This window comes from Nitratireductor aestuarii (assembly GCF_014641695.1).
Classification (GTDB): Bacteria; Pseudomonadota; Alphaproteobacteria; order Rhizobiales; family Rhizobiaceae; genus Chelativorans; species Chelativorans aestuarii.
In genome coordinates, this window is sequence record NZ_BMIF01000013.1 from 51,053 (window position 1) to 74,291 (window position 23,239).

Below are 23,239 nucleotides of genomic sequence, written 5' to 3' on the forward strand. Positions count from 1 at the left end.
AGCGATGATGATCGAAATCAACGGCGTTACCAAATACTACGGCAACTTCGCTGTCCTGAAGAATTGCAGCACAAGCGTTGCGAAGGGTGAAGTTGTCGTTGTGTGCGGACCCTCCGGTTCGGGCAAGTCGACGCTGATCAAGTGCGTCAACGCGCTGGAGCCGATCAGCGAAGGGTCGATCAAGGTCGATGGCATCGAGGTCAACGATCCGAAGACCAACCTGCCGGAACTGCGCACGCTGGTCGGCATGGTGTTCCAGAACTTCGAGCTCTTCCCGCACCTGCGCATAGTTGAAAACATCATGCTGGCGCAGCGCATCGTGCTCGGCCGCAACGAGAGCGCCGCACAGAAGACGGCCATGGCGCTCCTCGATCGCGTCGGCCTTGCCGATCACGCGCACAAGTTCCCGAGCCAGCTTTCGGGTGGTCAGCAGCAGCGCGTTGCGATTGCCCGCGCGCTTGCCATGAACCCGAAGGCGATGCTCTTCGATGAGCCGACCTCCGCGCTCGACCCCGAGATGATCTCGGAAGTGCTGGACGTCATGACCAGCCTTGCCGCTGAAGGCATGACGATGATGATCGTCACCCATGAAATGGGCTTTGCCCGCAAGGTCGCGACTCGCGTAGTCTTCATTGATCAGGGTGAGATCGTCGAGGATCGCCCGACCGAAGAATTCTTCAACAACCGCCACAACCCGCGCACCGAGGCGTTTCTCGGCAAGATCCTGCACCATTGAGGATGACCATGAGCACGTTCGATCTCATCATCAAAGGCGGAACCATCGCAACGGCCTCCGATGTCTATACCGCGGACATCGCCATCAAGGACGGCAAGATCGTCCAGATCGGTACCTCGCTGGATGGTGCCGAGAAGGTGATTGACGCTACCGGCAAGTACGTTCTGCCGGGCGGCATCGACAGCCACGTCCACATCTCCCAGCCCTCGGGCGAGGGGATTTCCATGGCCGACGATTTCGAGACCGGAACGCGCTCGGCACTCTTCGGCGGAAACACGACGGTCCTGCCGTTCTGCCTGCAGGAGAAGGGAACGCCGCTCCGCCAGACGTTGAACGCCTATCACAAGCTGGCCGAGGGCAACCTCTACACCGACGTCAGCTTCCACCTGATCGTCTCCGAGACGAACCCGACGCTGCTTGGTCAGGAACTGCCGGCGCTCGCGGGCGAGGGCTACGCCTCCTTCAAGGTCTTCATGACCTATGAGGGCCTGCGTCTCAACGATGCAGAAATCCTGAAGACGCTGGACGTCGCCCGCTCCACCGGCTCCACGGTGATGATCCACTGCGAGAACGAGGACGCGATCCGTTACCTGATAGAGAAGCACGAGGCTGCCGGCGATGTTGCGCCGCGCGCCCACGCCTCGACCCGTCCGGCCGCCGTGGAGCGCGAGGCAACCCACCGTGCGCTGACGCTTGCCGAGATCGCTGATGTGCCGATCGTCATCGTCCATGTCTCCAACGGTCAGGCGATGGAAGAGATTTCGCGCGCCCGCGCCCGGGGCCTCAAGGTTTTTGGCGAGACCTGCCCGCAGTACCTGATGCTGACGGCAGAAGACCTCGACGGCATGGACTGGGAGGGCGCGAAGTTCGTGTGCTCACCGCCTCCCCGCGACAAGGCTGCGCAGGAAGAATGCTGGCGCGGCATCGAGACGGGTGTGTTCGACCTGTTCTCGTCCGACCATTGCCCGTTCAAGTACGACGATGAACGCGGCAAGAAATTCCCGAAGGGCAAGGAAAGCTTCCGCCACATCCCGAATGGCATTCCGGGCGTGGAGACCCGTATGCCGATCCTGTTCTCGGAAGGCGTCATGAAGGGCCGTATCGACCTTTCGCGCTTCGTCGCACTGACGTCGACCAACCACGCCAAGACCTATGGCCTCTATCCGCAGAAGGGCACGATTTCGATCGGCTCCGACGCGGATATCGCGATCTGGGACCCGAGCGTCAAGCGCACCATCCGTCACGCCGAACTCCACGACGGCGCGGATTACTCGCCGTATGAAGGAATCGAGGTAACCGGTTGGCCTACCACGGTTATCCTGCGCGGCAGCGTCATGGTCAGCGACGGCGAGCTCGTCGGCAAGAAGGGCGACGGCCAGTATCAGACGGCCCGCACCCGCACCCCCAATTCTCTCTGATAACTGGAACTTGACATGAACCTGAAAGTCACCGCCGGCCCGTTCGTCTTCGACGCTGTTTTGGAAACCGAAAAGGCTCCGAAGACCTGCGAGGCGTTTCTGAAGCTCCTGCCTTTCGAAAACAAGATCATCCACGTGCGCTGGTCGGGCGAGGGCGTCTGGGTTCCGCTTGGCGACAACCACTTCAGCGTCGGCTTTGAGAACAACACCAGCCATCCGGCTCCCGGACACTTCATTCTGTATCCGGGTGGTGAGAGCGAGGCAGAAATCCTGCTCGCCTATGGTGGCGTCGACTTCTCCTCGAAGGTTGGCCAGCTCTCCGGCAACCATTTTCTGACGCTCACCTCGAACCTCGACAAGCTCCCCGAGCTTGGCAACAAGGTCCTGTGGGAAGGCGCGCACGACATCAAGTTTGAGCTGGCCTGATCGAGCCCTCGAACGCCTTTGAAAATGCCCCGGAGCACTGTTCCGGGGCATTTTCTTTTGTGGCCTTCTTCCACGACACGTTGCCGCGCAGGTCATCTACCGATTGACCTGCAAGGACGTTTTCCCTACGCCGCGTGAAACTGTGGCCGCCTTAGCACGCCGGGGCGTCCGCTACCTTCTCAGAGATTTGCAATGAACTTATCGTCCATCCGCCGGGAATGGTCCGCCAACCCTGTCCGTGAAATGCTTGCCGGAGCGGTCGCGACCTTCGCGCTCATCCCCGAGGTGATCGCCTTTTCCTTTGTGGCGGGCGTTGATCCGCAGGTTGGGCTCTTCGCATCGTTCATCATCGGCATCGTGATCGCGTTTACGGGCGGAAGGCCTGCAATGATCTCGGCGGCGGCTGGATCGGTGGCGTTGGTCGTTGCTCCGCTAGTCGCGATTCATGGCGTGCAATATCTCTTCGCTGCCGGTCTGCTCGCAGGGCTGATCCAGATCTTATTCGGCGTGCTGGGCCTCAGCGCGCTGATGCGGTTCGTTTCCCAGTCGGTGCGCACGGGCTTCGTCAACGCGCTCGCCCTCCTGATCTTCGCCGCGCAGCTGCCGCATATCATCGGCGGGGATGCGCTGGCCTATGCGATGCTGGCGGCTGGGCTCGTGGTCATCTACCTCGCGCCGCGGATCACGACGGCCATCCCGTCGCCGCTCATCTGCATCCTGCTGCTGACGCTCGTCTCCGTTTTCATGGATCTGCCGGTGAAGACGGTGGCGGATCTTGGTCAGCTGCCCGACGCGTTGCCCATCTTCAGCTGGCCAATGGTGCCGCTCACCTGGGAAACGCTGACCATCATCATCGGACCGGCGCTCGCGATCGCCATGGTCGGGATGCTGGAATCGCTGATGACGGCGAGCGTGGTCGATGACCTCACGGCCACGACGAGTTCCAAGGACCGCGAGTGCACGGGCCTCGGCCTTGCCAACATCGCCTCCAGCCTCTTCGGCGGCATTGCCGGCTGTGGCATGATCGGCCAGACCGTCAGCAACGTGAAATACGGCGGGCGTGGCCGCCTCTCGACGCTTTTCGCCGGCGTGCTGCTGCTGGTCCTCATGGTCATCCTGAAGCCATGGGTCTCGCAGGTCCCAATCGCCGCGCTGGTTGCAATCATGGTGATGGTGTCGATCGACACTTTCGACTGGAAGTCACTGAAGACACTGGTCGTGCATCCAAAGACCTCCAGCATGGTCATGCTGGTGACGGTGCTGGTGACCGTCTTCACCTCCAACCTGGCGGTCGGCGTAGCAGTTGGTGTTCTCTTGAGCGGCGTGTTCTTCACCTTCAAGGTCGCTCGGCTGCTCGACATCGCGACTGAAGTCGACGAGGAGGCGAGGGAGGTGCACTACCGGGTCGCCGGTCAGGTGTTCTTCGCATCCTCCGACGCGTTCATCGACGCGTTCGACATCCAGGCGGCAGAGGAAATGAAGGTCACGATCGACGTGTCAAAGGCGCATTTCTGGGACATTACGGCGGTTGCAGCTCTTGAAAAGGTGGTGCAGCGTTTCCGTGCCCACGGGGTTCCGGCGCAGGTGATCGGGCTCAACGAGGCAAGCGCAAGCCTGATCACCCGGCTTGATGAACAGGCTAGGCTGAAGGAAGTCTAAAACCACCTTCAACCATTCGTGATCGCAGAATGTTTGCCGGCTGGCAGGAATTGCTTTCTGATGGGTCCTCACGCTCACCAGAGGAGGACTGAGAATGAAGCCGATTGTTCTGGCTGCATCTGCCGCACTACTGTTGACTGCCGTACCCGCTGCTTTCGCGCAAAATACCGATATTGGTTTCTTCATCACGAGCGTCGGTCTTGGCGACGGCGCCAATTTGGGCGGCCTCGAAGGGGCGGACGCCCATTGCCAGCAGCTTGCGGAAGAGGCGGGCGCCACGGGAGGTGAGTGGCGGGCTTATCTCAGCGCTGAAGGGGTGAATGCGAAAGACCGGATAGGCTCGGGACCCTGGGCGAATGCGAAGGGTGAGATCATCGCCAACAGTGTTGAAGAGCTGCACAGCGAGCAGAACAATATCACCAAGGCCACAGCCCTTACGGAAAAGGGCGAGCCGGTTTCCGGTCGAGGCGAGACCCCGAACCAGCACGACATTCTCACAGGCTCCAATGCCGACGGCACGTTGGCAGCGGGCCAGACCTGTGGCGACTGGACCCTCAATGGCGAGGGCAGCGCCATGCTCGGGCACCATGACCGTATGGGCCCTGAAACCCTGGCGACCGGTACTTCGTGGAATGCAGCCCATCCATCGCGCGGTTGCGGACAGGAAGCGCTGATCGGCACAGGCGGCAACGGCTACTTCTACTGCTTCAAGGCCAACTGATCCTGCTCTTCCATAGGTAAGACAAAGCCGCCGCGTGGCTGCGCGACGGCTTCCTTGGGGTTAAACGTTTGTAACTGATCAACGCTTGCGGACGAATTCCGTGCGCAGCACCAGCCCCTTGATCGTGTCGTGACGGCAGTCGATCTCTTCGGGGTTCTCGGTCAGCCGGATCGACTTGATCAGGGTGCCCTGTTTCAGCGTCTGACCGGCGCCCTTGACCTTGAGGTCCTTGATCAGGACGACGGAATCCCCGTCAGCGAGAATATTGCCGGAGGCATCCCGAACTTCTGCCGCCTTGGCCCTCTCTGCTGCCACTTCGGAAGCGGGACGCCATTCTCCGGTCGCTTCATCGTAGACGTAGTCGTCGTTCTGATCACTCAACTGCAGTGCCCTTCCTTGGGATTTCTGGAATGCGTTTGTCAGCGCCCTTAGCGCGGATAGCAGCCGAGATCAAACCGCCACGGAATGCCGCGCATTGCCCTTCGCAAGATAAGCGTCGAAATGGGCGGCCGCGATGCGCACCAGAACGCGCGACTCCTCCGGCATCTGGAACAGATCGCCGTTCCGGATGAGCAGCGTGTCGTCCTCACGAGCCAAAGCCTCAGCCTCTTCAACAATCTGCTGGCCGATCGGGCCAAACAGGCTCACGAGCCGCTCTGCCGAGAAGGCGAAGTCGCACATCAGCCGCTCGATCACCCAGGCGCGGGCGCGATCTTCCTCGGTAAAGGCGATGCCGCGGGCGACGGCAAGCCGGCCTTCCTCCACGCAGCTGCTGTAGACATTGATGGCGGGGTTGTTCTGCGCGTAGCCCTGGCGCAGGCGTGAGACGGAGGAGGGGCCGAGGCCGATCAGCGTCTCACAGCCGTCATCCGTATAGCCCTGGAAGTTGCGGCAGAGGCGGCCTTCGCGCGCAACCTGCGCTAGCGAGTCATCAAGCTTGGCGAAGTGATCGAGGCCGATCGCCTCCCAGCCCGCCTCCACGATCAGCCTTGCCGCGAGCTGCTGCTGGGCCAGGCGTTCTTCCGGACCGGGGAGGGCCGCTTCATCGATCATCGTCTGGTGCTTCTTGAACCAGGGCACATGCGCATAACCGAAGAGCGCGATACGGTCCGGCGAGAGCTGTAGCGCTCGCGCAAGCGTCACCTCCAGACCTTTCAGCGTCTGGTGCGGCAGGCCGTAGAGCAGGTCGAGGTTGAGCGAACGGATGCCGCGCGCGCGGACGCCATCCACGACCCTCTTCGTCAGCTCAAAGCCCTGCTCGCGGTTGATGGCCTTCTGCACCTTCGGATCGAAATCCTGAACGCCGAGGCTCGCCCGGGTCATGCCGATTGCAGCGAAGGCATCGAGCCGCGCTTCATCCATGTCGGTCGGGTCGAGTTCGACGCTGATATCCGCGTTAGGCAGGAAGTCGAAAGCGCTGCGCAGCGCCTCATTGAGCGCGACGACATCTTCTGGCTTGAGGATCGTAGGCGATCCCCCGCCGAAATGCAGCGCGCGTACGCGTGCGCCCTTCACTAGGGTGCCGACGGTGGCGATCTCTTGTTTCAGCGACTTCAGGTAGGCGGCAACCGGCTCGTAGCGCAACGTCATCTTGGTGTGACAGGCGCAGAACCAGCATAGGCGGTCGCAGAAGGGAATGTGGATATAGAGGGATATTTCCTCGCCCTCGCGCACCTGACCGAGCCAGCCACGGAACGCCGCGTCATCGATCCGGGTGTGGAAGTGTGGAGCCGTCGGGTAGCTCGTATAGCGTGGTAAGGATGCGGAAAGGCGACCCGTCAAGCCTGCGGGCGCGGCGCCGGTCATCTGTTCACCTGCTCGTTGCATGCAAATCCCCTTTGCTGTCAGCGCCACTTGTGCACCGACAGCCACCCCACGCATTGACAAGGATCAAGGCTGGCCAACGCTCCATCTGCGATAGTATCGGGCATATTGCCCCACCCGATCCGCTTCTTTCGCGGAGGAAGCTCAAAGCATAGAGCTTCGGGGGCGTCTTCATTGACTGCGTGCTCCGAGAGAGGAGGATTCCATGTCCATCGAAGCCCTGCTGCCGCTTGTAACCTATCCTGATCCCGCCGACGCTTCTGTGCCGGCCAATGCGACGAAAATGGTGCAGCTTCTCGGCGCCAGGCTCTACGCGCTTGCAATTGAGGTGCGCGTGCCGGAAGTGTCGAACGCGCTTGCCGGAACGCTGCTCGACCTGTCGAAGGTGATCAAGGATACGGAAGCAGCCAGTCGCAAGCGTGGAGAGGCACTGCTCCGAGCTATCGCGGAAAATGCGCAGTCACTTGGTGTGAAGCATGAAGAGTTGAGCCTCCGCCTGCTAGAGGCAGAGTTCGGCACAGGCGCCATGGTGGCCGCCCGCTACCATGATGTTACGCTGCTTGGCTGGGAGCCAGACAGCCGCTGCGTCAGGACCATTGCCGAAGCGCTCATCTTCGATTCCGGACGTCCCGTCCTCCTGATGCCGAAAACCGTTCCCACGGCAGCCGATCATATCGCGATCGCCTGGGATGGAAGCCGCGTCGCTGCCCGCGCGGTTGCGGACGCGTTCAGGGTATTTGGAAGCGCAAAGTCCGCCTCAGTGATCGTGGTCACGGACGAGAAGGCCATAAAGGACACAACCGCTGCCGATCGGCTCGCCAGCTATCTCGAACGGCGAGGCCTCCAGGCTGAGGCTCATCAGGTGCGCACCAAAGGTCGCCGCATAGGCGATACCTTGCAGGCTGAGGCGAAGGCCATCGAAGCAGATGTACTGGTGATGGGCGCCTACGGCCATTCCCGGCTACGGCAGTTTGTGCTGGGTGGCGCCACCAGCAACATTCTGGACGACCTGCAATTGCCTGTGTTGCTGTCACACTGAGCGCTCGAAGCTGCATACTCTCCGAACCCTCGCGCCAGGGTGCGAGGGTTGTCTATGGTAACCATAGATGGATCGTCAGGCCTCCGACATGCAGACTCCTGTTGGGTACCAGACCCAGCTTTCAAAGAGGAGTATTCAATATGGCTTGGAAATCACCCAAGATCGTTGAAGTGCAGGTGGGCATGGAAATCAACATGTACGCCTGCGCGAAGCGCAAGTAACGCGTTCGCCTGCCGCATCCCTAAAAGGTAAGTCAGCAATGTTGCGAGCTATCGTCTTGGGCGCTGCGGCAGGCGGCGGCGTTCCCCAATGGAACTGCAATTGTGACAATTGCCGTGAGGCGCGAACGAGCCGCTCGCGTCAGGCGACGCAGGCTTCCGTCGCCATCACCTGCGATGACCGGCACTGGTTCCTGATCAACGCCTCACCGGATATCCGCGAGCAGATCAACGCGACGCCGTCACTTCACCCGCAGGGCACAGCCCTTCGGCACAGCCCGATCTCGGGCGTCTTCCTCACCAATGGTGAGGTGGATGCTGTTGCCGGCCTGCTTTCCCTGCGCGAAGGAACGCCGTTCTCCATTTATGCGCATCGCAAGGTGCTCTCGGTGCTCGCCGAAAACAGCATCTTCAACGTGTTGCGACCCGAAACGGTCGCGCGCTACGCCGTTGAGGTGGAAAAAACCTTCGAGCCTCATCTGCCGGACGGAAGACCTTCCGGACTGGAGGTCACGGCCTTCGTCGTTCCCGGCAAGCCCGCCTGGTATCTGGAAGGCACTGAAAGCGCCAGGCCGGAGGAGGAGGGCGATACCATCGCGCTCCACATCAAGGCGCAGGATGGCGGCGAACTGTTCTTCATAGCAGCCTGCGGCGAGATCACTCCGGCACTTGCGAGCCGCCTCGAAGGCGCGCCACTTGTCTTCTTCGACGGAACACTCTGGCGCGACGACGAGATGATTTCAGCCGGCCTAAGCCAGAAGACCGGCCGGCGCATGGGCCACATCTCCATGTCGGGCGAAGACGGCGCCATGGCAGGGCTCTCACGCCTCAAGATCCGGCAGAAGGTTTTCCTGCACATCAACAATTCAAACCCCGTTCTGCGGCCCGGCTCGGACGAGCGCTATCAGGCCGAGGAAGCGGGATGGCAGATCGGCCGAGACGGAATGGAGTTCAGACTATGAACGTTGCACCGGTATTTTCCGACATTGATGATAGCCCGCTGGAAAGCGCGGAGGCGATGGAAGCACGCCTCTTCGAGATCGGTGCGCGGCGCTATCACAACCTGCACCCGTTCCACCGCATGCTGCACAGCGGCAAGCTCAACAAGGGGCAGGTGCAGGCCTGGGCGCTTAACCGGTTCTATTACCAGAGCTCCATCCCCATCAAGGATGCGCATGTTCTCTCGCGGTTCCGCGACCGCAACATCCGGCTCGAATGGCGCAAGCGTATCGAGGATCACGACGGTATTGCGGGTGACGAAGGCGGCATCGAACGCTGGTTCATCCTTACCGACGGGCTGGGACTGGACCGCGCCTATGTGGAATCCACGAAGGGCATTCTGCCGGCCACGCGTTTCGCAGTGGATGCCTATGTTAACTTCGTGGCGCAGCGCTCGCCGCTGGAAGCGATTGCCTCCTCACTAACGGAGCTCTTCGCTCCCACCCTGCACGAAGAGCGCATCGTCGGCATGCTGGAGCACTACGACTTCATCACGCCCGACGTCATGGCCTATTTCAAGCGGCGCATGACCCAGGCTCCCGAAGACGCTCAGTTTGCTCTGAAATATGTGAAGGAGAACGCGCGTAATCCGGAAGAGCGGCAGGCCGTTTGCGATGCCCTGATCTTCAAGACCAATGTGCTCTGGGTGCAGCTCGACGCGCTTTATCACGCCTATGTCAGCGGCCATGTTCCACCCGGCGCTTTCCGTCCGGAGGTGAACGGATGAGTGCTGTCCCAGCCCGCACCCTTCGTCTTGAACTGACCGACGCAAGCCGGCCGAGGCTCGCCCGCCATGCGCGGTTGAAGTTCGACAAGGTGCGCGAGCTTTGGGTGCTGCTGGTACCGGAGCGGGTTCTCGTGCCCGACGAAACAGCGATCGAGATCCTGAACCTCTGCGACGGTGAGCGCAGTATCGAAGATGTCGTGGACTTACTCTCGGAGAAATACGCTGCCGATCGGGAGCTGATCCGCACTGACGTCATCGCCCTCCTGCAGGATCTTGCCGACAAGGGTTACCTGATCAATGCGGCGGAGGAGAAATCATGAGCGATCTGCTTGAGCAGCCGAAGGCCGAAACAAAGCCGCTTTCCGGCGCCGGCAAGAGCTACGGCATCCCGATGTCGGTGCTGGCCGAGATCACGCACCGGTGTCCATTGCAATGTCCCTATTGCTCCAATCCCGTGGAGCTGGATCGCGCAAACGCGGAGCTCACTACCGACGAATGGAAGCGCGTCATTTCCGAAATGGCGGACATGGGCGTGCTGCAGATTCACTTCTCGGGCGGCGAGCCGACCGCGCGGCGGGACCTTGCCGAACTCATCCGCCATGCCACGGAAGTCGGACTCTACTCCAACCTCATCACCTCAGCCGTGCTGCTGACGCGCGACCGCCTTGCCGAGCTCAGCGATGCGGGCCTCTCGCACGTTCAGATCAGCTTTCAGGGCAGCGAAGCTCAGCTTGCTGATCGTGTCGGCGGTTACAGGGGCGGGCATGGAAAGAAGCTCGAAGCCGCCCGCTGGACGCGCGAGCTTGGGCTGCCGCTCACCATCAACGCCGTGATGCACCGGCAGAACCTGCACCAGTTGCCCGAGATTATCGAGATGGCTGTGGCGCTCGATGCCGAGCGGCTGGAGGTCGCCAATGTGCAGTATTACGGCTGGGCGCTGAAGAACCGCGCCGCGTTAATGCCGACCGAGGAACAGGTCGACTGGACGACGCAGATCGTTGAGGAAGCGCGCGAGCGGCTGCACGGCATTCTGGCCATCGACTACGTGATCCCCGATTACTACGCGCTGCAGCCCAAGAAATGCATGGGTGGCTGGGGCCAGCAGTTCTTCAACATCTCGCCCTCCGGCAAGGTGCTGCCCTGCCATGCGGCGGAATCCATCACCGGGCTGCAGTTCGACTCCATCCGCGATCACTCACTGGCCTGGATCTGGGAGAACTCGCCCGCGCTCAACCTCTATCGCGGCACCGACTGGATGCCGGAGCCTTGCCGCAGTTGCGCATTGAAGGAAGAGGATTTCGGCGGCTGCCGCTGCCAGGCCTTCGCGCTGACGGGCAATGCTTCCGCCACGGATCCCGCCTGCAGCTTCTCGCCCTTCCATGAGAAGATTTTCCGCGCGGCAAAGACGGAAGCCGAAGGCTCCGATCAGTTCATCTATCGCAATTTCAAGGGCGGCACGCCGGAAGCCAATCGGTCCTGAAAAGACCGGGCCGCTCCTCAAGTGCTGCCTGCAACGCCGCTTGCGAACCCAGTACGGCGACGTGCTTCTGCTGGGCTTCGATCAGCTCCGCAAGGTGGTGAAGATCGGCTCTCGTAGCTGAGAGAAGGCATTCGCGTCGCTCCTGCCGTCGCACTGGCACATCGCCCGATAGGTGGGAGAACGTCGCCCCCAGGCTGCGGTCGCGCGGAAGCTTTGGGCGGTCCAGTTCCGCGACAGCGCTGATGATGCTCTGGCGGAGTTCCTTGTCTGTGATCGGTTCGCGCAGGAAATCAGGCACTCCGCTGAAGGTATCCACCGTCCGCAGCAGGTGAGGATCGCGGTACGACAGGAACCGAAGGCTGCCGGAAAGAGGAGCAAACCGCGCCAGTGCACCATAGGCTCCACCCTCCATCCGCACGCGGTTCCACAGCCAGGTTCCGGCGATGTGACGGGCAGCCGCGGCGAAGGCGCCACGGCGTTCATCTTGGGGCAGCTTAATGCCCAAGGCCACGAAGTTGACCGGCGTATTGATCGGGATTCCGGTTGAGTTGCTGAGCTCAGGAACCGCCATGGGCTCGACCGCATCGCCTTCCGGCAACTGGCGCAGAGATTGCGCTACGGCCGCACCGCTTGCCTTAGCAAAATGCGGCTCAACGGTCACGCTGCAGACCATGCCCTTCCGTTGGACGAGCGCTCGCCGCAGCTGCTCCAAATTACTCTTCACAGTTTCCCACTCGCTGTCCCTCAAGCCTTGGAGAAACTGCAGCTGGGAGTAACCCTGCAGCAATTCCGCCGTTGCTCCCGCTTCATGCAGAGCAGCGGAGACGGCTAGGTCGGCATACTCATGACCGCGCGGTAGCAGAGAGGCCTGGTGCCGGGCAATTTCGTCTGAGAGCAGTTCCGCGAAGCGGTCGCGGTCGGCGAGCAGCGGGGCGGCCAGCATGTCGGTGACCAGCCCAAGAATGGCGCTCAGCTTCGCCTGCATTCCCCCAAGCCGAAGGAACAACCAGGTGCCGCCTCCGGCAAGAACATGCGTTTCCACGGAAGCGTTGCCGAGCAGGCGGTTCTTTCGGTGGCGAATGCTCTCGCTACCTTCCAGAAGCATCCGGCCAAACAGTGGCGCAAGTGGAAGGAGCGACAGTGGCAGGTGGTCCAGCGGAAAGCCGATCTGGAGGTAGCAGATGCCGTTCGTGGGCTGGGGATGCACCAGAATGCAGGGATCGGATTGCTGCACGATCTCCTGCGGGATGATCGCTTCCTCATGCGGGATCTGGTCGAGGCTGAGGATCGGAACGCTGGAAGAAGTCTCTGCTTCTGAATTGGAGGGCAGAGGTTCCTGCAGCTTTGCCTTTGGTGCACTTGACGGCCGAGGATCAAGCACCACTGTCGCCTGATGCGGGTTGTGGGTGATCAGCGTGCGTATCCGGTCGCGCAGGTATTCGCCTGAAGTTATACGTTGACTGAGAGTCCTAAGCGGCTGATCAAAAATCAGGAATTCGATGGAATCAAACCCTGCGCGCCAAGGGCCCAACACTCGATGCATGAGCGCCAGCTCGGGAGGCAGTCGCCCGCCATCATTCTCGCGAAGACGGAATTCCAGTCGGTGAAGGGCCGTATCGACCAAGTTAGGCTTGAGCTCGGAAAGCGCCCCATCAATCACTTCATCAAAGCGGACCGCCTGCTTTGGCTCTGTGCCAATGAGACCGATGGAGAGTACTGGCTGCAGCGTCTCGCGCGACAGCCCCGTCATCACCCGGCCGCTGAGACCTGCTTTCCGGATCGCATTTTGCAGCAGAGCAGCTTCCCAGCCTGAAAGCAGCTCCGAAAGAAAGTCCTGCTCCAGCGCCTCGACAGCATCACCTGGCGGCGGCAGAACCCATCCGCGCATCACGTGCCCACTTAATCCCGCCATAGCGCGCCTTCGAGGTTGAGGGACGGGTGGCTGAAGAGGCGGACGCTCTGCTGGCGACCGAGGTCCGAAGCCGGCAAGGCGTTGATCCAGAAACGCCAGTGCCTCGGCTACATCAAGATCGCCTGAGAGAAACACGAGCGCGTTGGCGGGATGGTAGTATTGCGCATGGAAGCGTCGCATCGCCTCAAGGGTGAGTTCACGGATCGCGGCCGGATCGCCCCCATGATCGAAGCGGTAAAAGGTGTCCGGAAAGAGTGCCGCCCGTAATTCTCGCACAAGCCGGGCGGCGGGATCGGCATAGACGCCCTTCATCTCGTTGTAGACGACGCCACGTTCCTGGCGGAACGTGCTCTCACGGAGCAGGGGATGAAACACCGCGTCGAAATAGACGTCGAACAGGTTGTAGAAGTCGGCCCGGTTCTGGCTTGCAGCCATGTAGATGGTCCGGTCCGGCAAGGTCGAGGCATTCAGATGCGTCTGCAGCGAGCCCTTGAGCAGTTCCGCAAAGGGTGCGGCGGACGTATAGCGCCTCGATCCGCAGAGCACAGAATGCTCCAGAATATGCCCTACGCCCGTGTCATCCGGAGTCTCGGCGCGGAAGGTGATGCCGAAGCACTTGTTTGCGTCGCCGTTGCTGAGCGCAAGAACCTGCGCTCCGGTTGCCTGGTGAGTGAAGGACCGGGCAACGGACGCGCGCTCCGGGATCTCCAGCTCGCGCTCAGGCCTGAACGCCGAGGCTGTCATGCTCTCATCCGCCGGCGAGAAGCGGCGGTGTTTCCATCATCGGCGGCAGCTTGAGGCTCGCGGAAGCTTCCTGCAGCGCTTCCAGAAAACTCGCATAGGGCTGCGTCCGACGATACTGCGTCGGCACCAGCGCAACGATCTTTCGCGGCGGGAACGACACGCGATAGAGGTTCAGGTCCGCCGTCAGCGTCGAATCCATGATACAGGCCAGCGCTGGCGTCAGGCAGACGCCCATCCCGGCGCGAACGAGTGCCAGCGCATCGCCATAGCCGCGCGTGCTGGCGATCGGACGATTGTCGGGCAGCAGGTCCGCATACCATTCCTGCACGTGTTCGGAGTGGGCGGAGCCGAAGGAAAAACGGATCGACCGGTTGAGCAGCTCCTGTGCCTCTGGCGTCAGTTCATTCGTGTGGACCACCCCTTCCAGCTCCAGCCGCTTTGGAACGGCGAGAACGTAAGGGTCTTCGAGCAGCGGCACCTGCATGAAGCCGGTGCTGGCGCTGGCCACGGCTCCTGCATTGATGAGGCCGATATTCGCCCGCCGTCCATAGAGCATTTCGAGAATGTCCGGCGGCGCGCAGTCGTGGATGTCATATTCCACGTCAGGGAAGAGCTCGTGGTTGCGCGCAATGGCCGGTGGCAGCACGAGGCGCAGCATCGAGCTTAAGCCAGCGATGCGAAGCGTGACGCGGACGCCGTCGCTGAATTCGGCAAGGCCATCTTCCAGTTCCTGCATGTTGCGCAGCACGGATTCCGCCTTGCGCAGGAGGAAATGCCCAGCCTCCGTCAGGATCATCTGGTTTGAGCGGCGCTCGAAGAGCGGGGTGCCGACGGCCGCTTCCAGGCTGGCGATCTGCTGGGAGAGTGTGGGCTGGGAAAGGCCCAGCTGCTTGGCGGCCTTGGTCAGGGTTTCGCTATGCGCGACAGCCCAGAAGATGCGCATGCGCTGCAGCGTGATTTCGCCGTTGCGCCTGCCGGCTTTCCGAAACACTTCCGCGTAGGACATGGACCTCCCTTGGCGCTCCTGACTCGCGCCGCGAACTGTCTCACGTCATTACCATACCCTGCTGTGAATGTGACCCTATGCGAATTATAGATTGAAACTATTGGCAATCCGGTCCTCAAACGCCCTGCGGTGCGTCAGGAGCGCTGTCTGCGATGATCAGCCTCTTGAAAGTGGAAAAAGCCGTAACTAGCTGAAATCGATCTAACAAGAACTGTTGGTCCTTAGGGAGAACGCGACAATGTTCCGTCCTTTGCTGAATGGAGACATCCGGCGAAGCAACATTTCTGAAGCAGGTAAGAACGGGGTTCCGCGGGAGGAATAGGAAAGGCCGGGGAGGGACAGCGGCTTCTTTCATGTGAGAACCCCCTGCAGCGACTGACGCTGCCCTGATCCATTCCCCTAAATTCCGAGAGTCTGGAAGGAAACGTCCCGGAGCCTGAAGATGATCGTCTGCCTGCCACACGGTACGCTGCAGATTTTCGCCGTCTCTAAACAGACCGCCGGCCGTCGTCCGTACGTGGGTCGGCCGATGCCGTGCTGCGGTCATTCAACGAGACCTGAGATGCGATCGCGCTCCCCGCACAAGGGCGCAGCACGCTCCCTAGAACAAGCCCCACCGACTGGTTTTGCGGAGGAATGGTGCCTGCCCGTTACGGGCAGGACCGCTCCTCCGTTTTTTTGCTGACTGTCTTTGTGATGATCAGGGAGAACATGATGAGGACTATCACAAGAACATTGATGGCTGCAGCCCTTGGAGCAACGTTGCTGGCACCGCCCGCGTCGGCGCAGGAGAGTGGCGCCCAGACAGCTGAACTGAGCGGCTTCTGGCTCACCACATCCTGGCCTGAAATGACGATCAAGCCAGGCGAAAACCACTCGGTTTCGCTCTCGCTGCGCAACCAGAACCTTCCGCCGCAGCGCGCCTCCATTGAGGTCACCGGCGTTCCGGAAGGCTGGGAATGGTCGCTCAAGGGGGGTGGTCGCGAGGTCACCGCCGCGATCGTTTCGCCTGACTCGAGTGAGCGGCTGACGCTCGACCTCACCCCGCCGGAAGATGCCGAAACGGACAGGAAGTATCCGATCGAAGTTCGTGCCCGTACCGACAGCGGCACGGTCTCGCTGCCTCTGGTAGTCCGCCTTTCCGAGACGGAACCGGTGACCTCCGGACTGTCGGTGGAGCCTGAACTGCCCGCCCTTCGCGGCAGCGCCCGATCAACCTTCTCCTTCAAGATCCGCGTGAAGAACGAGGGCGCGGAAGACGGCCTGTTCAATCTGGCAGCCAAGGTGCCGAACGGTTTCCATACCCGCTTCAAGAAGGGCTACGGCTCGGAAGAGATCACAAGCGTACCGATCTCCGCCGGCTCTACCGAAACCGTTACGCTGGAGGTGATCCCGTCGCGCAGCGTTTCGGCCGGGCAATATGAGGCCGGCTTCGAGGTTTCGGGCGAGGGGTTGACCGGCACGGCTGACCTCAAGCTCGACGTCACCGGCGAGCCTCAGGTGGCGATCATTGGCCCACAGGAGCGTCTCTCCGGTGAGGCAGTCGCAGGACGCGAGACGAGTTTCACCTTCACGCTGGCGAATTCAGGCTCGGCGCCTGCGCAAGATATTGAGCTCTCCGCTTCCCAGCCGACGGGCTGGAACGTCGAGTTTGAACCCAAGGAAATCGCGCAGATCGCTCCCAATTCGGCAAGTGAGGTGAACGTCAAGATCACCCCTTCCGAGCAGGCGATCACCGGCGACTACATGGTGACCGTCAGGGCGCAGAATGACAACATCTCCGAAAGCGCGCAGTTCCGCGTAACCGTCAAGACATCGACCGTCTGGGGCGCTGCCGGGCTTGCCATTATCGCAGCCGCGGCTCTGATCCTAGGCGGGGCAGTTATGAGGTATGGACGGCGATGAGCGCGGTGGTTCTGGAGGCGAAAGGTCTAGCCAAGCGCTACGGTGACGCGGTCGCCGTGGCGGGCATAGACCTTTCCGTACATGAGCGGGAAGTCATCGGACTGCTCGGCCCCAACGGGGCCGGCAAGACGACGACGATCCTGATGCTGCTGGGGCTGACCGAGGCGACGGAAGGCTCCGTCACCATTCTTGGCAAGGATCCGTTGCGCCAGCCGCTGGCCGTCAAGCGCGAGGTGGGGTACCTGCCGGACGCAGTCGGCTTCTATGACCAGATGACCGGCCGCGAAAACCTCGCTTACACGGCGAGACTTGCCGGCATGAGCCGCGAACTTGCGAAGGAGCGCATCGCCGCTGCCCTCGCTCGCGTGCGTCTGACCGAAGCAGCCGACAAGCCTGTCGCAACCTACTCACGCGGCATGCGCCAGCGCCTCGGCATTGCCGAGCTGCTCATGCGGGACTGCAAGGTTGCCATCCTCGACGAGCCGACGTCCGGTCTCGACCCGCAGTCCACGCAGGAACTGCTGGAACTGATCCTGGAGCTGTCGCAGGGCGGCATGACCATCCTGCTTTCCTCGCACATGCTGGATGTGGTGCAGTCGATCTGCAGCCGCGTGGCGCTCTTCAACAAGGGCCGCATCGGTTTCTTCGGCACGGTGGAGGAACTGGCTGAGCGCATTGGGCGCGGCTCCTTCCTCATCGATGTGGAGGCCGATGGCATCGATCTCGCGCAAATTCTGCAGGGCGAGAACGGTATCACGTCCGTCGTGGATAGCGGCCCCGGCATCTGGCAGGTGGAGGCGGTGAGCGACGTGCGCCCGACGCTGGCACGGCGGATTGTGGAAGCGGGCGGAAATCTCAAGAACATGAACCTCCGCCGCGCCCGCCTTGATGAAGCCTATAACCGTTATTTCAGGGAGTTCGCAAATGCGGCGTGAAGGTTCTCCGTTCACCGGCGTGGGCACCGTGGCGCTGAAGGAGGCGGCAGACCACATGACCAGTGCGCGCATGCACCTGATCATGCTTCTGGTGCTGCTGACCGCCATCGGCTCCGTTTATGGCGCCATCGACCGGATCCGCGACACGACGGCTGAAGATCCGCACCTGTTCCTGAAGCTCTTTACGGTGGCGAGGGAGCCGCTGCCATCCTTCGCGGCTTTCCTGGGCTTCCTGCTTCCGTTGGTGGCGATCGCGCTAGGCTTTGATGCCATCAATGGCGAGTTCAACCGGCGGACGCTTAGCCGCCTGTTGGCGCAGCCCATCTATCGCGATGCGGTGCTGTTCGGAAAGTTCCTCGGCGGTCTGCTTGTCATCGCGATCGCGCTGCTCACCCTCTGGCTGATGATGGTGGGGCTTGGCATCATGTTCCTCGGCCTGCCGCCATCTGCGGCGGACATCGTCCGGGGCGTGGCATGGCTCGCGGTAACACTGGCCTATGCGGGCGTGTGGCTGGCGCTCGCCATCGCCTTCTCGACGGTGGTGCGCTCGCCCGCGACTTCGGCGCTTGCCGCGCTCTCGGTCTGGCTGGTGCTCACGGTGTTCTGGAGCATGATCGCGCCGCTTGTTGCGGGCATCATCGCACCGATCGATCCGTTCGATCCGATGAGCATCGTCAACCGCTTCGAGTGGCAGCAGCTCATCGCGCGGTTCTCGCCGCAGACGCTCTATGGCGAGGTGACTGGTCTGCTGCTTGACCCGCAGGCGCGCTCCGTCGGCCCGGTCTTCGCGCACCAGCTGCGCGGTGCGGTGGTCGGGGCTCCCCTGCCAACCACACAGAGCCTGCTGATCGTGTGGCCGCAGATCGTCAGCCTGGTCGCCGCCATGCTGATCCTGTTCACGCTGACCTATGTCGTCTTCCAGCGACAGGAGGTGAGGGCCTGATCGGCATGATCTGAATATTTTCACGATTTGTTCCCGCTGGGGTCTTGCGCTCCGGCGGGAATCGGGGAACATCTAAGGGCGGCCCTTGTTGTAGGTGGGGAGGTGCCGCATGACACTTGAAGATCAACTGTTCGCCATTGATGAAGGCTTCTGGCTGCGAGGCCGGGACCATTTTCTCGAGCATCTCGACGAGAAAGCGCTGCTTGCTTTTCCGCAGGCTGGCGAAATGCATGGCGTGTTCGATCGCGATCAGGTGGCTGCCACCGCTACACTGGTGAACAGGTGGCGGGAGCTTACCATGGGCGACCGGCAGTTCCTGCATTGCGGAGAAGCCGCCATCATCAGCTACAAGGCAGACGTGACGAGGGCCGACGGCATGCAATATTCCGCGCTCGTCAGCTCCGGTTATTTCCGCCGCGACGACGGCTGGAAGCTGGCTTTCCATCAGCATTCGCCCCTTTAGGCCGGGTTTTTCTGATCGCCGTTTCGGGATAGAGCGTGCCGACCACGGGCAGGTACCTGGCACCATTGCTCAACAGAAACGCTTTGAACGCCGCCATTGCAGGCGACATTGCGCGATCCGCACGGGTAACCGCAAACCATTGGCGCCGGACCGGCAGCCCGACTACATCCAGAATGACCAGCCGTTTTGCCTGAACCTCAGCCTCGATCGTGTGCGCGGAGATGAACGCAATGCCTAGGCCCGCCATAACAGCCTGCTTGATGGTCTCGTTCGAATCCATCTCGAGCCCGAGCGCTTCGACACGGCCCGGAATATCGCTCAGGAAGATCTCGAGCGCACTGCGGGTGCCGGATCCAGGCTCACGGATGAGAAAATTCTCCTGCGCAATGCGGTCTTTCGAAATGTCCTGCACAGGAGCCAGCGGATGATCAGGCGGCGCAATGATGACGAGCGGGTGATCGCCGAAGGCGACGGCCGTTGCCGGCAGGTCCCGCGGCGCACGACCCATGACGGCAATGTCCACCTCATGCGTCCTTAGTTTCTCGATGATTTCGGCGCGGTTTCCCACCAGGAGCTGCACCTGGATGTTGGGGTGCTGCTTCATGAAACCCGCCATCATGCGCGGCGCGAAATATTTTGCCGTTGAGGCGACGCCCAGCCGCAGTGACCCTGCGCGCACACCCTTGATCGCATCGATCTCCTCGGCGAGCTGGCGCAGCCTATCCTCGATCGCACCCGCCGCTTCAATCACCGCCAGCCCAGCGGTGGTCGGTCGCAAACCGTCCCGCAGGCGGTCGAAGAGCTCCAGACCGAGCTCTTCCTCAGCCTGACGGAGCTGGATGGTCACTGCTGGAGGAGTTAGCGCCAACTCCTTGGCAGCACTGACAATTCTGCCGTGGCTGGCTACCACCTGAAGGGTGCGGAGCTGTCGGAGTGTAAGGTTGCGCATGGCATAGCTAAACTAATTTTAGTGCCAACGTAAAGTAATTAAAATGTACTTACCTTTTGTCGTCTGCTTTCCTGACCTGGTTCATCTGAGGAGGAAGCATGATGACCACGACCCTGCAAAGCTTTCTGGCTGATTACGCATCGCGAGGAAACGATGTTCAGCTTGCAGTCGCCGGCACCATTCGCCAGCTCGCGGCCACCGCCGTGAAGGTGAAGGAACTGATCGGAGCAGGTCCGCTTCCGGATGAACTCGGCGCCAGGCGTGGTTCCAATGGAGAAGGCGACGACCAGAAGGGCCTGGACGTAAAGGCTGACGAGATGTTTCTCGCTGCCTGCCGCGAAGCCCGTGTGGCAGCCTATGCTTCTGAAGAGCGGCCGGAAGCACTGCTTCTCGACGAACACGCACCGATTGCCGTCGCCATCGATCCGGTCGACGGATCCTCAAACATCGACACGAACATCTCGATAGGCACCATTTTCTCTCTTCTCCCGACTGCTGGCGTGCCGGGCTCAAATCCGGCCGCACCTTTTCTTCAGGCGGGACATCGTCAGCTTGCTGCGGGCTTTTTCATCTACGGGCCGCAGCTGGCGCTGGCGCTGACACTCGGCAGCGGCACGCATCTTTTCGCCTATTCGCCGGCACACGGCGCGTTCGTTCTCACACCCCGGGCGCCGCAAGTCCCGGAGCGGACGCAGGAATTTGCCATCAACATGTCCAACTACCGGCATTGGGACGAGGGCATCCGCCTCTACGTGGACGATTGCCTGAAGGGCAGGGAAGGTCCGCGCGAGAAGGACTTCAACATGCGCTGGATCGCCTCGATGGTGGCTGAGTGCTACCGCATCCTTACGCGCGGCGGCGTCTATCTCTATCCGGGCGATAAGCGCAGGGGCTATCGGGACGGACGCCTCCGGCTCGTCTATGAGGCAAATCCTGTCGCCTTGCTCATCGAGCAGGCTGGCGGTGCTGCCAGCGACACGCTGAACCGCATCCTCGATCTGGAGCCGGAAAGCCTGCACCAGCGGGTGCCGCTCGTCTTCGGCGCGAGCCGCGAAGTCAATCGCGTCACCCGCTACCTCTCCCAGCCAAGCTCCATCGCGGAGCGCGCGCCGCTATTCAATCGCCGCGGCCTGTTGCGTGCGTGAGGTGAGCCATGTCAGTCCGCCATCCAATCATATCGATCACGGGTTCCTCGGGCGCCGGCACCACGTCGGTCAAGCGGATCTTCGAGCTGATCTTCCGCCGCGAGCAGATCAGGGCCGCCTTCATCGAAGGCGATGCTTTCCATCGCTACAATCGCGAGGACATGAAGAGGAAGGTCGCCGAGGAGGCCGCCCGGGGCAATCCCAACTTTACCCACTTCAACGTCGAGGCGAACGAGCTGCATCTGCTCGAGTCGATCTTCGAGGAGTACGGCCGGCACGGCACAGGGCGCACCCGCACCTATGTCCATGACCAGGAAGAGGCCAGAGACTACGGCATTCAGCCCGGCAATTTCACTCCCTGGCGTGAATTTGAGGAGACGGATTTGCTCTTCTATGAAGGGCTGCACGGTTGCGTGGTCAGCGAGACGCTGAACCTCGCCCGCCATTGCGATCTCAAGATCGGTGTCGCGCCGGTCATAAATCTGGAATGGATCCAGAAGATCCACCGCGATCGCGAGGCACGCGGTTATTCGACGGAAGCGGTGATGGACATGATCCTGCGCCGCATGCCGGACTATGTCCGCTACATCACCCCGCAGTTCACCGAGACGGATATCAACTTCCAGCGCGTGCCGGTGGTGGATACCTCCAATCCGTTCATTGCCCGCTGGATACCGACGCCTGATGAATCGATGCTGGTGATCCGCTTCCGCAACCCGCGCGGCATCGATTTCCCGTACCTGCTGGCGATGATCCACAACTCCTTCATGTCGCGGGCGAATTCCATCGTTGTGCCGGGCAACAAGCTGGATCTGGCGATGCAGCTGATCCTGACCCCGCTCATCCTGCAACTCATAGAGCGCAAGCAGCGCGCGTCCTGAGGAGGAACTGACCATGGCGAAGATCACGTTGCGACAGCTGCTCGACCATGCCGCCGAGCATGGCTACGGCGTCCCAGCCTTCAACATCAACAACATGGAGCAGGGCCTTGCCATCATGGAGGCGGCGAAGGCCTGCGATGCACCAGTCATCCTTCAGGTGTCGCGCGGCGCGCGCAGCTATGCGGGCGACATCATGCTCTCGAAGATGATCGACGCGCTGGTGGAGATGTATCCGTCCATTCCCGTCTGCCTGCATCAGGACCACGGCAATGACGAGGCCACCTGCCTTAGCGCCATCCGCCACGGTTTCACCTCCGTGATGATGGACGGTTCGCTCGCGGCCGACGCGAAGACACCCGCAAGCTATGAATACAATGCTGCGATCACCGAGCGCGTCGCGCGCATGGCCCACTGGGTTGGCGCTTCCGTGGAAGGCGAGCTTGGCGTGCTGGGCTCTCTGGAGACCGGAGGCGGTGAGGCCGAGGACGGCCACGGCGCGGAAGGGGAGCTCTCGCACGACCAACTGCTGACCGATCCGGATCAGGCGGTGGACTTCGTCCGCAGGACGGGCGTCGATGCGCTGGCCATCGCCTGTGGCACCTCGCACGGGGCTTACAAGTTCTCGCGTCGTCCGGACGGCGACATTCTCGCGATGCATGTGATCGAGGAGATCAACCGGAGGCTGCCGAACACGCATCTGGTGATGCACGGCTCTTCCTCGGTGCCGCAGGAACTGCAGGACGTCATCAACCGCTTCGGCGGGCGGATGCCGCAGACCTATGGCGTTCCAGTCGAAGAGATCGAGCGCGGCATCCGCCACGGCGTCCGCAAGGTCAACATTGACACCGACTGCCGCATGGCGATGGCCGGGCAATTCCGCCGTGTCGCGGTGGAAGATCCGGCCGAGTTCGACCCGCGCAAGTTTTTGAAACCTGCAATGGATGCGCTGCGGGAGCTCTGCCGCGACCGTTTCGAGCGCTTCGGCACCGCCGGGCACGCGCCGAAGATCAAGGTCATCTCCATGGACGAGATGGCGAAGCGCTACGCCAGCGGCGAACTCGATCCCCAATCAACCATAGCCAGGGCTGCCTGACGGCACCGGACCGAAG

23 protein-coding genes are annotated in these 23,239 nt (G+C 61.6%); 18 read left to right on the forward strand and 5 right to left on the reverse strand.

From position 1 onward, the window contains the following. Window positions 1-7 precede the first annotated feature (7 nt). The 5 genes from IEX27_RS17465 to IEX27_RS17485 all read left to right on the forward strand — a co-directional run bounded on the left by IEX27_RS17465 (window position 8) and on the right by IEX27_RS17485 (window position 4,960). Window positions 8-736 carry an amino acid ABC transporter ATP-binding protein gene (locus IEX27_RS17465; protein ID WP_188722370.1) on the forward strand — a complete coding sequence of 243 codons (729 nt, stop codon included), beginning with the start codon at window positions 8-10 and terminating at the stop codon, window positions 734-736. 8 nt (window positions 737-744) lie between these two features. Continuing rightward, a complete protein-coding gene (gene hydA, locus IEX27_RS17470; protein WP_188722371.1) occupies window positions 745-2,154 on the forward strand; it encodes a dihydropyrimidinase in 1,410 nt (469 codons plus the stop codon). Between the two features lie 15 nt (window positions 2,155-2,169). After that, window positions 2,170-2,580 (forward strand): DUF3830 family protein, encoded by a 411-nt coding sequence (locus IEX27_RS17475; protein WP_188722372.1) that lies wholly within the window; start codon window positions 2,170-2,172, stop codon window positions 2,578-2,580. Between the two features lie 192 nt (window positions 2,581-2,772). Further along, window positions 2,773-4,239, forward strand: a complete 1,467-nt coding sequence (locus IEX27_RS17480) for a SulP family inorganic anion transporter (RefSeq protein ID WP_188722373.1) — start codon at window positions 2,773-2,775, stop codon at window positions 4,237-4,239. A 94-nt stretch (window positions 4,240-4,333) separates the two neighbouring features. Beyond that, window positions 4,334-4,960, forward strand: a complete 627-nt coding sequence (locus IEX27_RS17485; RefSeq protein ID WP_188722374.1) for a hypothetical protein — start codon at window positions 4,334-4,336, stop codon at window positions 4,958-4,960. 78 nt (window positions 4,961-5,038) lie between these two features. Here the strand turns inward: IEX27_RS17485 and IEX27_RS17490 are convergent, their stop codons facing one another. Together IEX27_RS17490 and hemN are read right to left on the reverse strand one after the other, a co-directional pair. Then, entirely contained in the window at window positions 5,039-5,341 is a 303-nt protein-coding gene (locus tag IEX27_RS17490; RefSeq protein ID WP_188722375.1) for an alkylphosphonate utilization protein, read from the reverse strand. Window positions 5,342-5,410: 69 nt separating this feature from the next. Next, window positions 5,411-6,787 carry an oxygen-independent coproporphyrinogen III oxidase gene (gene hemN / locus IEX27_RS17495; RefSeq protein WP_188722376.1) on the reverse strand — a complete coding sequence of 459 codons (1,377 nt, stop codon included), beginning with the start codon at window positions 6,785-6,787 and terminating at the stop codon, window positions 5,411-5,413. A 202-nt stretch (window positions 6,788-6,989) separates the two neighbouring features. Between hemN and IEX27_RS17500 the strand changes: the two genes are divergently transcribed. The 6 genes from IEX27_RS17500 to pqqE all read left to right on the forward strand — a co-directional run bounded on the left by IEX27_RS17500 (window position 6,990) and on the right by pqqE (window position 11,247). After that, window positions 6,990-7,823 (forward strand): universal stress protein, encoded by an 834-nt coding sequence (locus IEX27_RS17500; RefSeq protein WP_188722377.1) that lies wholly within the window; start codon window positions 6,990-6,992, stop codon window positions 7,821-7,823. Window positions 7,824-7,963: 140 nt separating this feature from the next. Then, window positions 7,964-8,044, forward strand: coding sequence for a pyrroloquinoline quinone precursor peptide PqqA (gene pqqA / locus IEX27_RS17505; RefSeq protein ID WP_188722430.1), 81 nt, complete (start codon window positions 7,964-7,966; stop codon window positions 8,042-8,044). 38 nt (window positions 8,045-8,082) lie between these two features. After that, window positions 8,083-9,003 (forward strand): pyrroloquinoline quinone biosynthesis protein PqqB, encoded by a 921-nt coding sequence (pqqB, locus tag IEX27_RS17510; RefSeq protein WP_188722378.1) that lies wholly within the window; start codon window positions 8,083-8,085, stop codon window positions 9,001-9,003. After that, on the forward strand, window positions 9,000-9,767 hold the full coding sequence (gene pqqC / locus IEX27_RS17515; protein WP_188722379.1) for a pyrroloquinoline-quinone synthase PqqC: 768 nt from the start codon (window positions 9,000-9,002) through the stop codon (window positions 9,765-9,767). Before pqqB ends, pqqC begins: the two co-directional genes overlap by 4 nt. Next, window positions 9,764-10,087 carry a pyrroloquinoline quinone biosynthesis peptide chaperone PqqD gene (pqqD, locus tag IEX27_RS17520; protein WP_188722380.1) on the forward strand — a complete coding sequence of 108 codons (324 nt, stop codon included), beginning with the start codon at window positions 9,764-9,766 and terminating at the stop codon, window positions 10,085-10,087. Before pqqC ends, pqqD begins: the two co-directional genes overlap by 4 nt. Further along, the gene (gene pqqE / locus IEX27_RS17525; protein ID WP_188722381.1) at window positions 10,084-11,247 is read left to right on the forward strand and encodes a pyrroloquinoline quinone biosynthesis protein PqqE; all 1,164 of its coding nucleotides are present in this window, start codon (window positions 10,084-10,086) and stop codon (window positions 11,245-11,247) included. The genes pqqD and pqqE overlap by 4 nt, the downstream gene beginning before the upstream one ends. On the opposite strand, the gene IEX27_RS17530 is transcribed toward pqqE, so the two are convergent. Continuing rightward, complete coding sequence (locus IEX27_RS17530; RefSeq protein ID WP_188722382.1) at window positions 11,213-13,903, reverse strand: insulinase family protein; 2,691 nt, start codon at window positions 13,901-13,903, stop codon at window positions 11,213-11,215. The two genes, pqqE and IEX27_RS17530, sit on opposite strands and share 35 nt — an antisense overlap. A 4-nt stretch (window positions 13,904-13,907) precedes the next feature. Continuing rightward, a complete protein-coding gene (locus tag IEX27_RS17535) occupies window positions 13,908-14,909 on the reverse strand; it encodes a LysR family transcriptional regulator (protein WP_188722383.1) in 1,002 nt (333 codons plus the stop codon). A gap of 714 nt (window positions 14,910-15,623) precedes the next feature. On the opposite strand from IEX27_RS17535, the gene IEX27_RS17540 reads away from it, so the two are divergent. From IEX27_RS17540 to IEX27_RS17555, 4 genes are all read left to right on the forward strand, one after another. Then, window positions 15,624-16,814 carry a COG1470 family protein gene (locus IEX27_RS17540; RefSeq protein WP_188722384.1) on the forward strand — a complete coding sequence of 397 codons (1,191 nt, stop codon included), beginning with the start codon at window positions 15,624-15,626 and terminating at the stop codon, window positions 16,812-16,814. Further along, on the forward strand, window positions 16,811-17,749 hold the full coding sequence (locus IEX27_RS17545) for an ABC transporter ATP-binding protein (protein ID WP_188722385.1): 939 nt from the start codon (window positions 16,811-16,813) through the stop codon (window positions 17,747-17,749). Before IEX27_RS17540 ends, IEX27_RS17545 begins: the two co-directional genes overlap by 4 nt. Next, window positions 17,739-18,692 (forward strand): ABC transporter permease, encoded by a 954-nt coding sequence (locus IEX27_RS17550; RefSeq protein WP_188722386.1) that lies wholly within the window; start codon window positions 17,739-17,741, stop codon window positions 18,690-18,692. The genes IEX27_RS17545 and IEX27_RS17550 overlap by 11 nt, the downstream gene beginning before the upstream one ends. A gap of 109 nt (window positions 18,693-18,801) precedes the next feature. Further along, window positions 18,802-19,155, forward strand: coding sequence for a hypothetical protein (locus IEX27_RS17555; protein WP_188722387.1), 354 nt, complete (start codon window positions 18,802-18,804; stop codon window positions 19,153-19,155). Here the strand turns inward: IEX27_RS17555 and IEX27_RS17560 are convergent. Next, a complete protein-coding gene (locus tag IEX27_RS17560) occupies window positions 19,088-20,104 on the reverse strand; it encodes a LysR family transcriptional regulator (RefSeq protein WP_188722388.1) in 1,017 nt (338 codons plus the stop codon). The genes IEX27_RS17555 and IEX27_RS17560 overlap by 68 nt on opposite strands. Window positions 20,105-20,202: 98 nt before the next feature. Here IEX27_RS17560 and IEX27_RS17565 point away from each other — a divergent pair, with 98 nt between their 5' ends. Genes IEX27_RS17565 through fba form a run of 3 tightly spaced genes read left to right on the forward strand, consistent with a single transcriptional unit; the run spans window position 20,203 to window position 23,223 of the window. Next, window positions 20,203-21,249, forward strand: a complete 1,047-nt coding sequence (locus IEX27_RS17565) for a class 1 fructose-bisphosphatase (RefSeq protein WP_188722389.1) — start codon at window positions 20,203-20,205, stop codon at window positions 21,247-21,249. A gap of 8 nt (window positions 21,250-21,257) precedes the next feature. Next, window positions 21,258-22,130, forward strand: a complete 873-nt coding sequence (locus IEX27_RS17570; RefSeq protein WP_188722390.1) for a phosphoribulokinase — start codon at window positions 21,258-21,260, stop codon at window positions 22,128-22,130. A 13-nt stretch (window positions 22,131-22,143) separates the two neighbouring features. Then, window positions 22,144-23,223: a class II fructose-bisphosphate aldolase gene (gene fba / locus IEX27_RS17575; protein WP_188722391.1), complete on the forward strand. Its 1,080-nt coding sequence runs from the start codon at window positions 22,144-22,146 to the stop codon at window positions 23,221-23,223. Window positions 23,224-23,239: the final 16 nt, after the last annotated feature.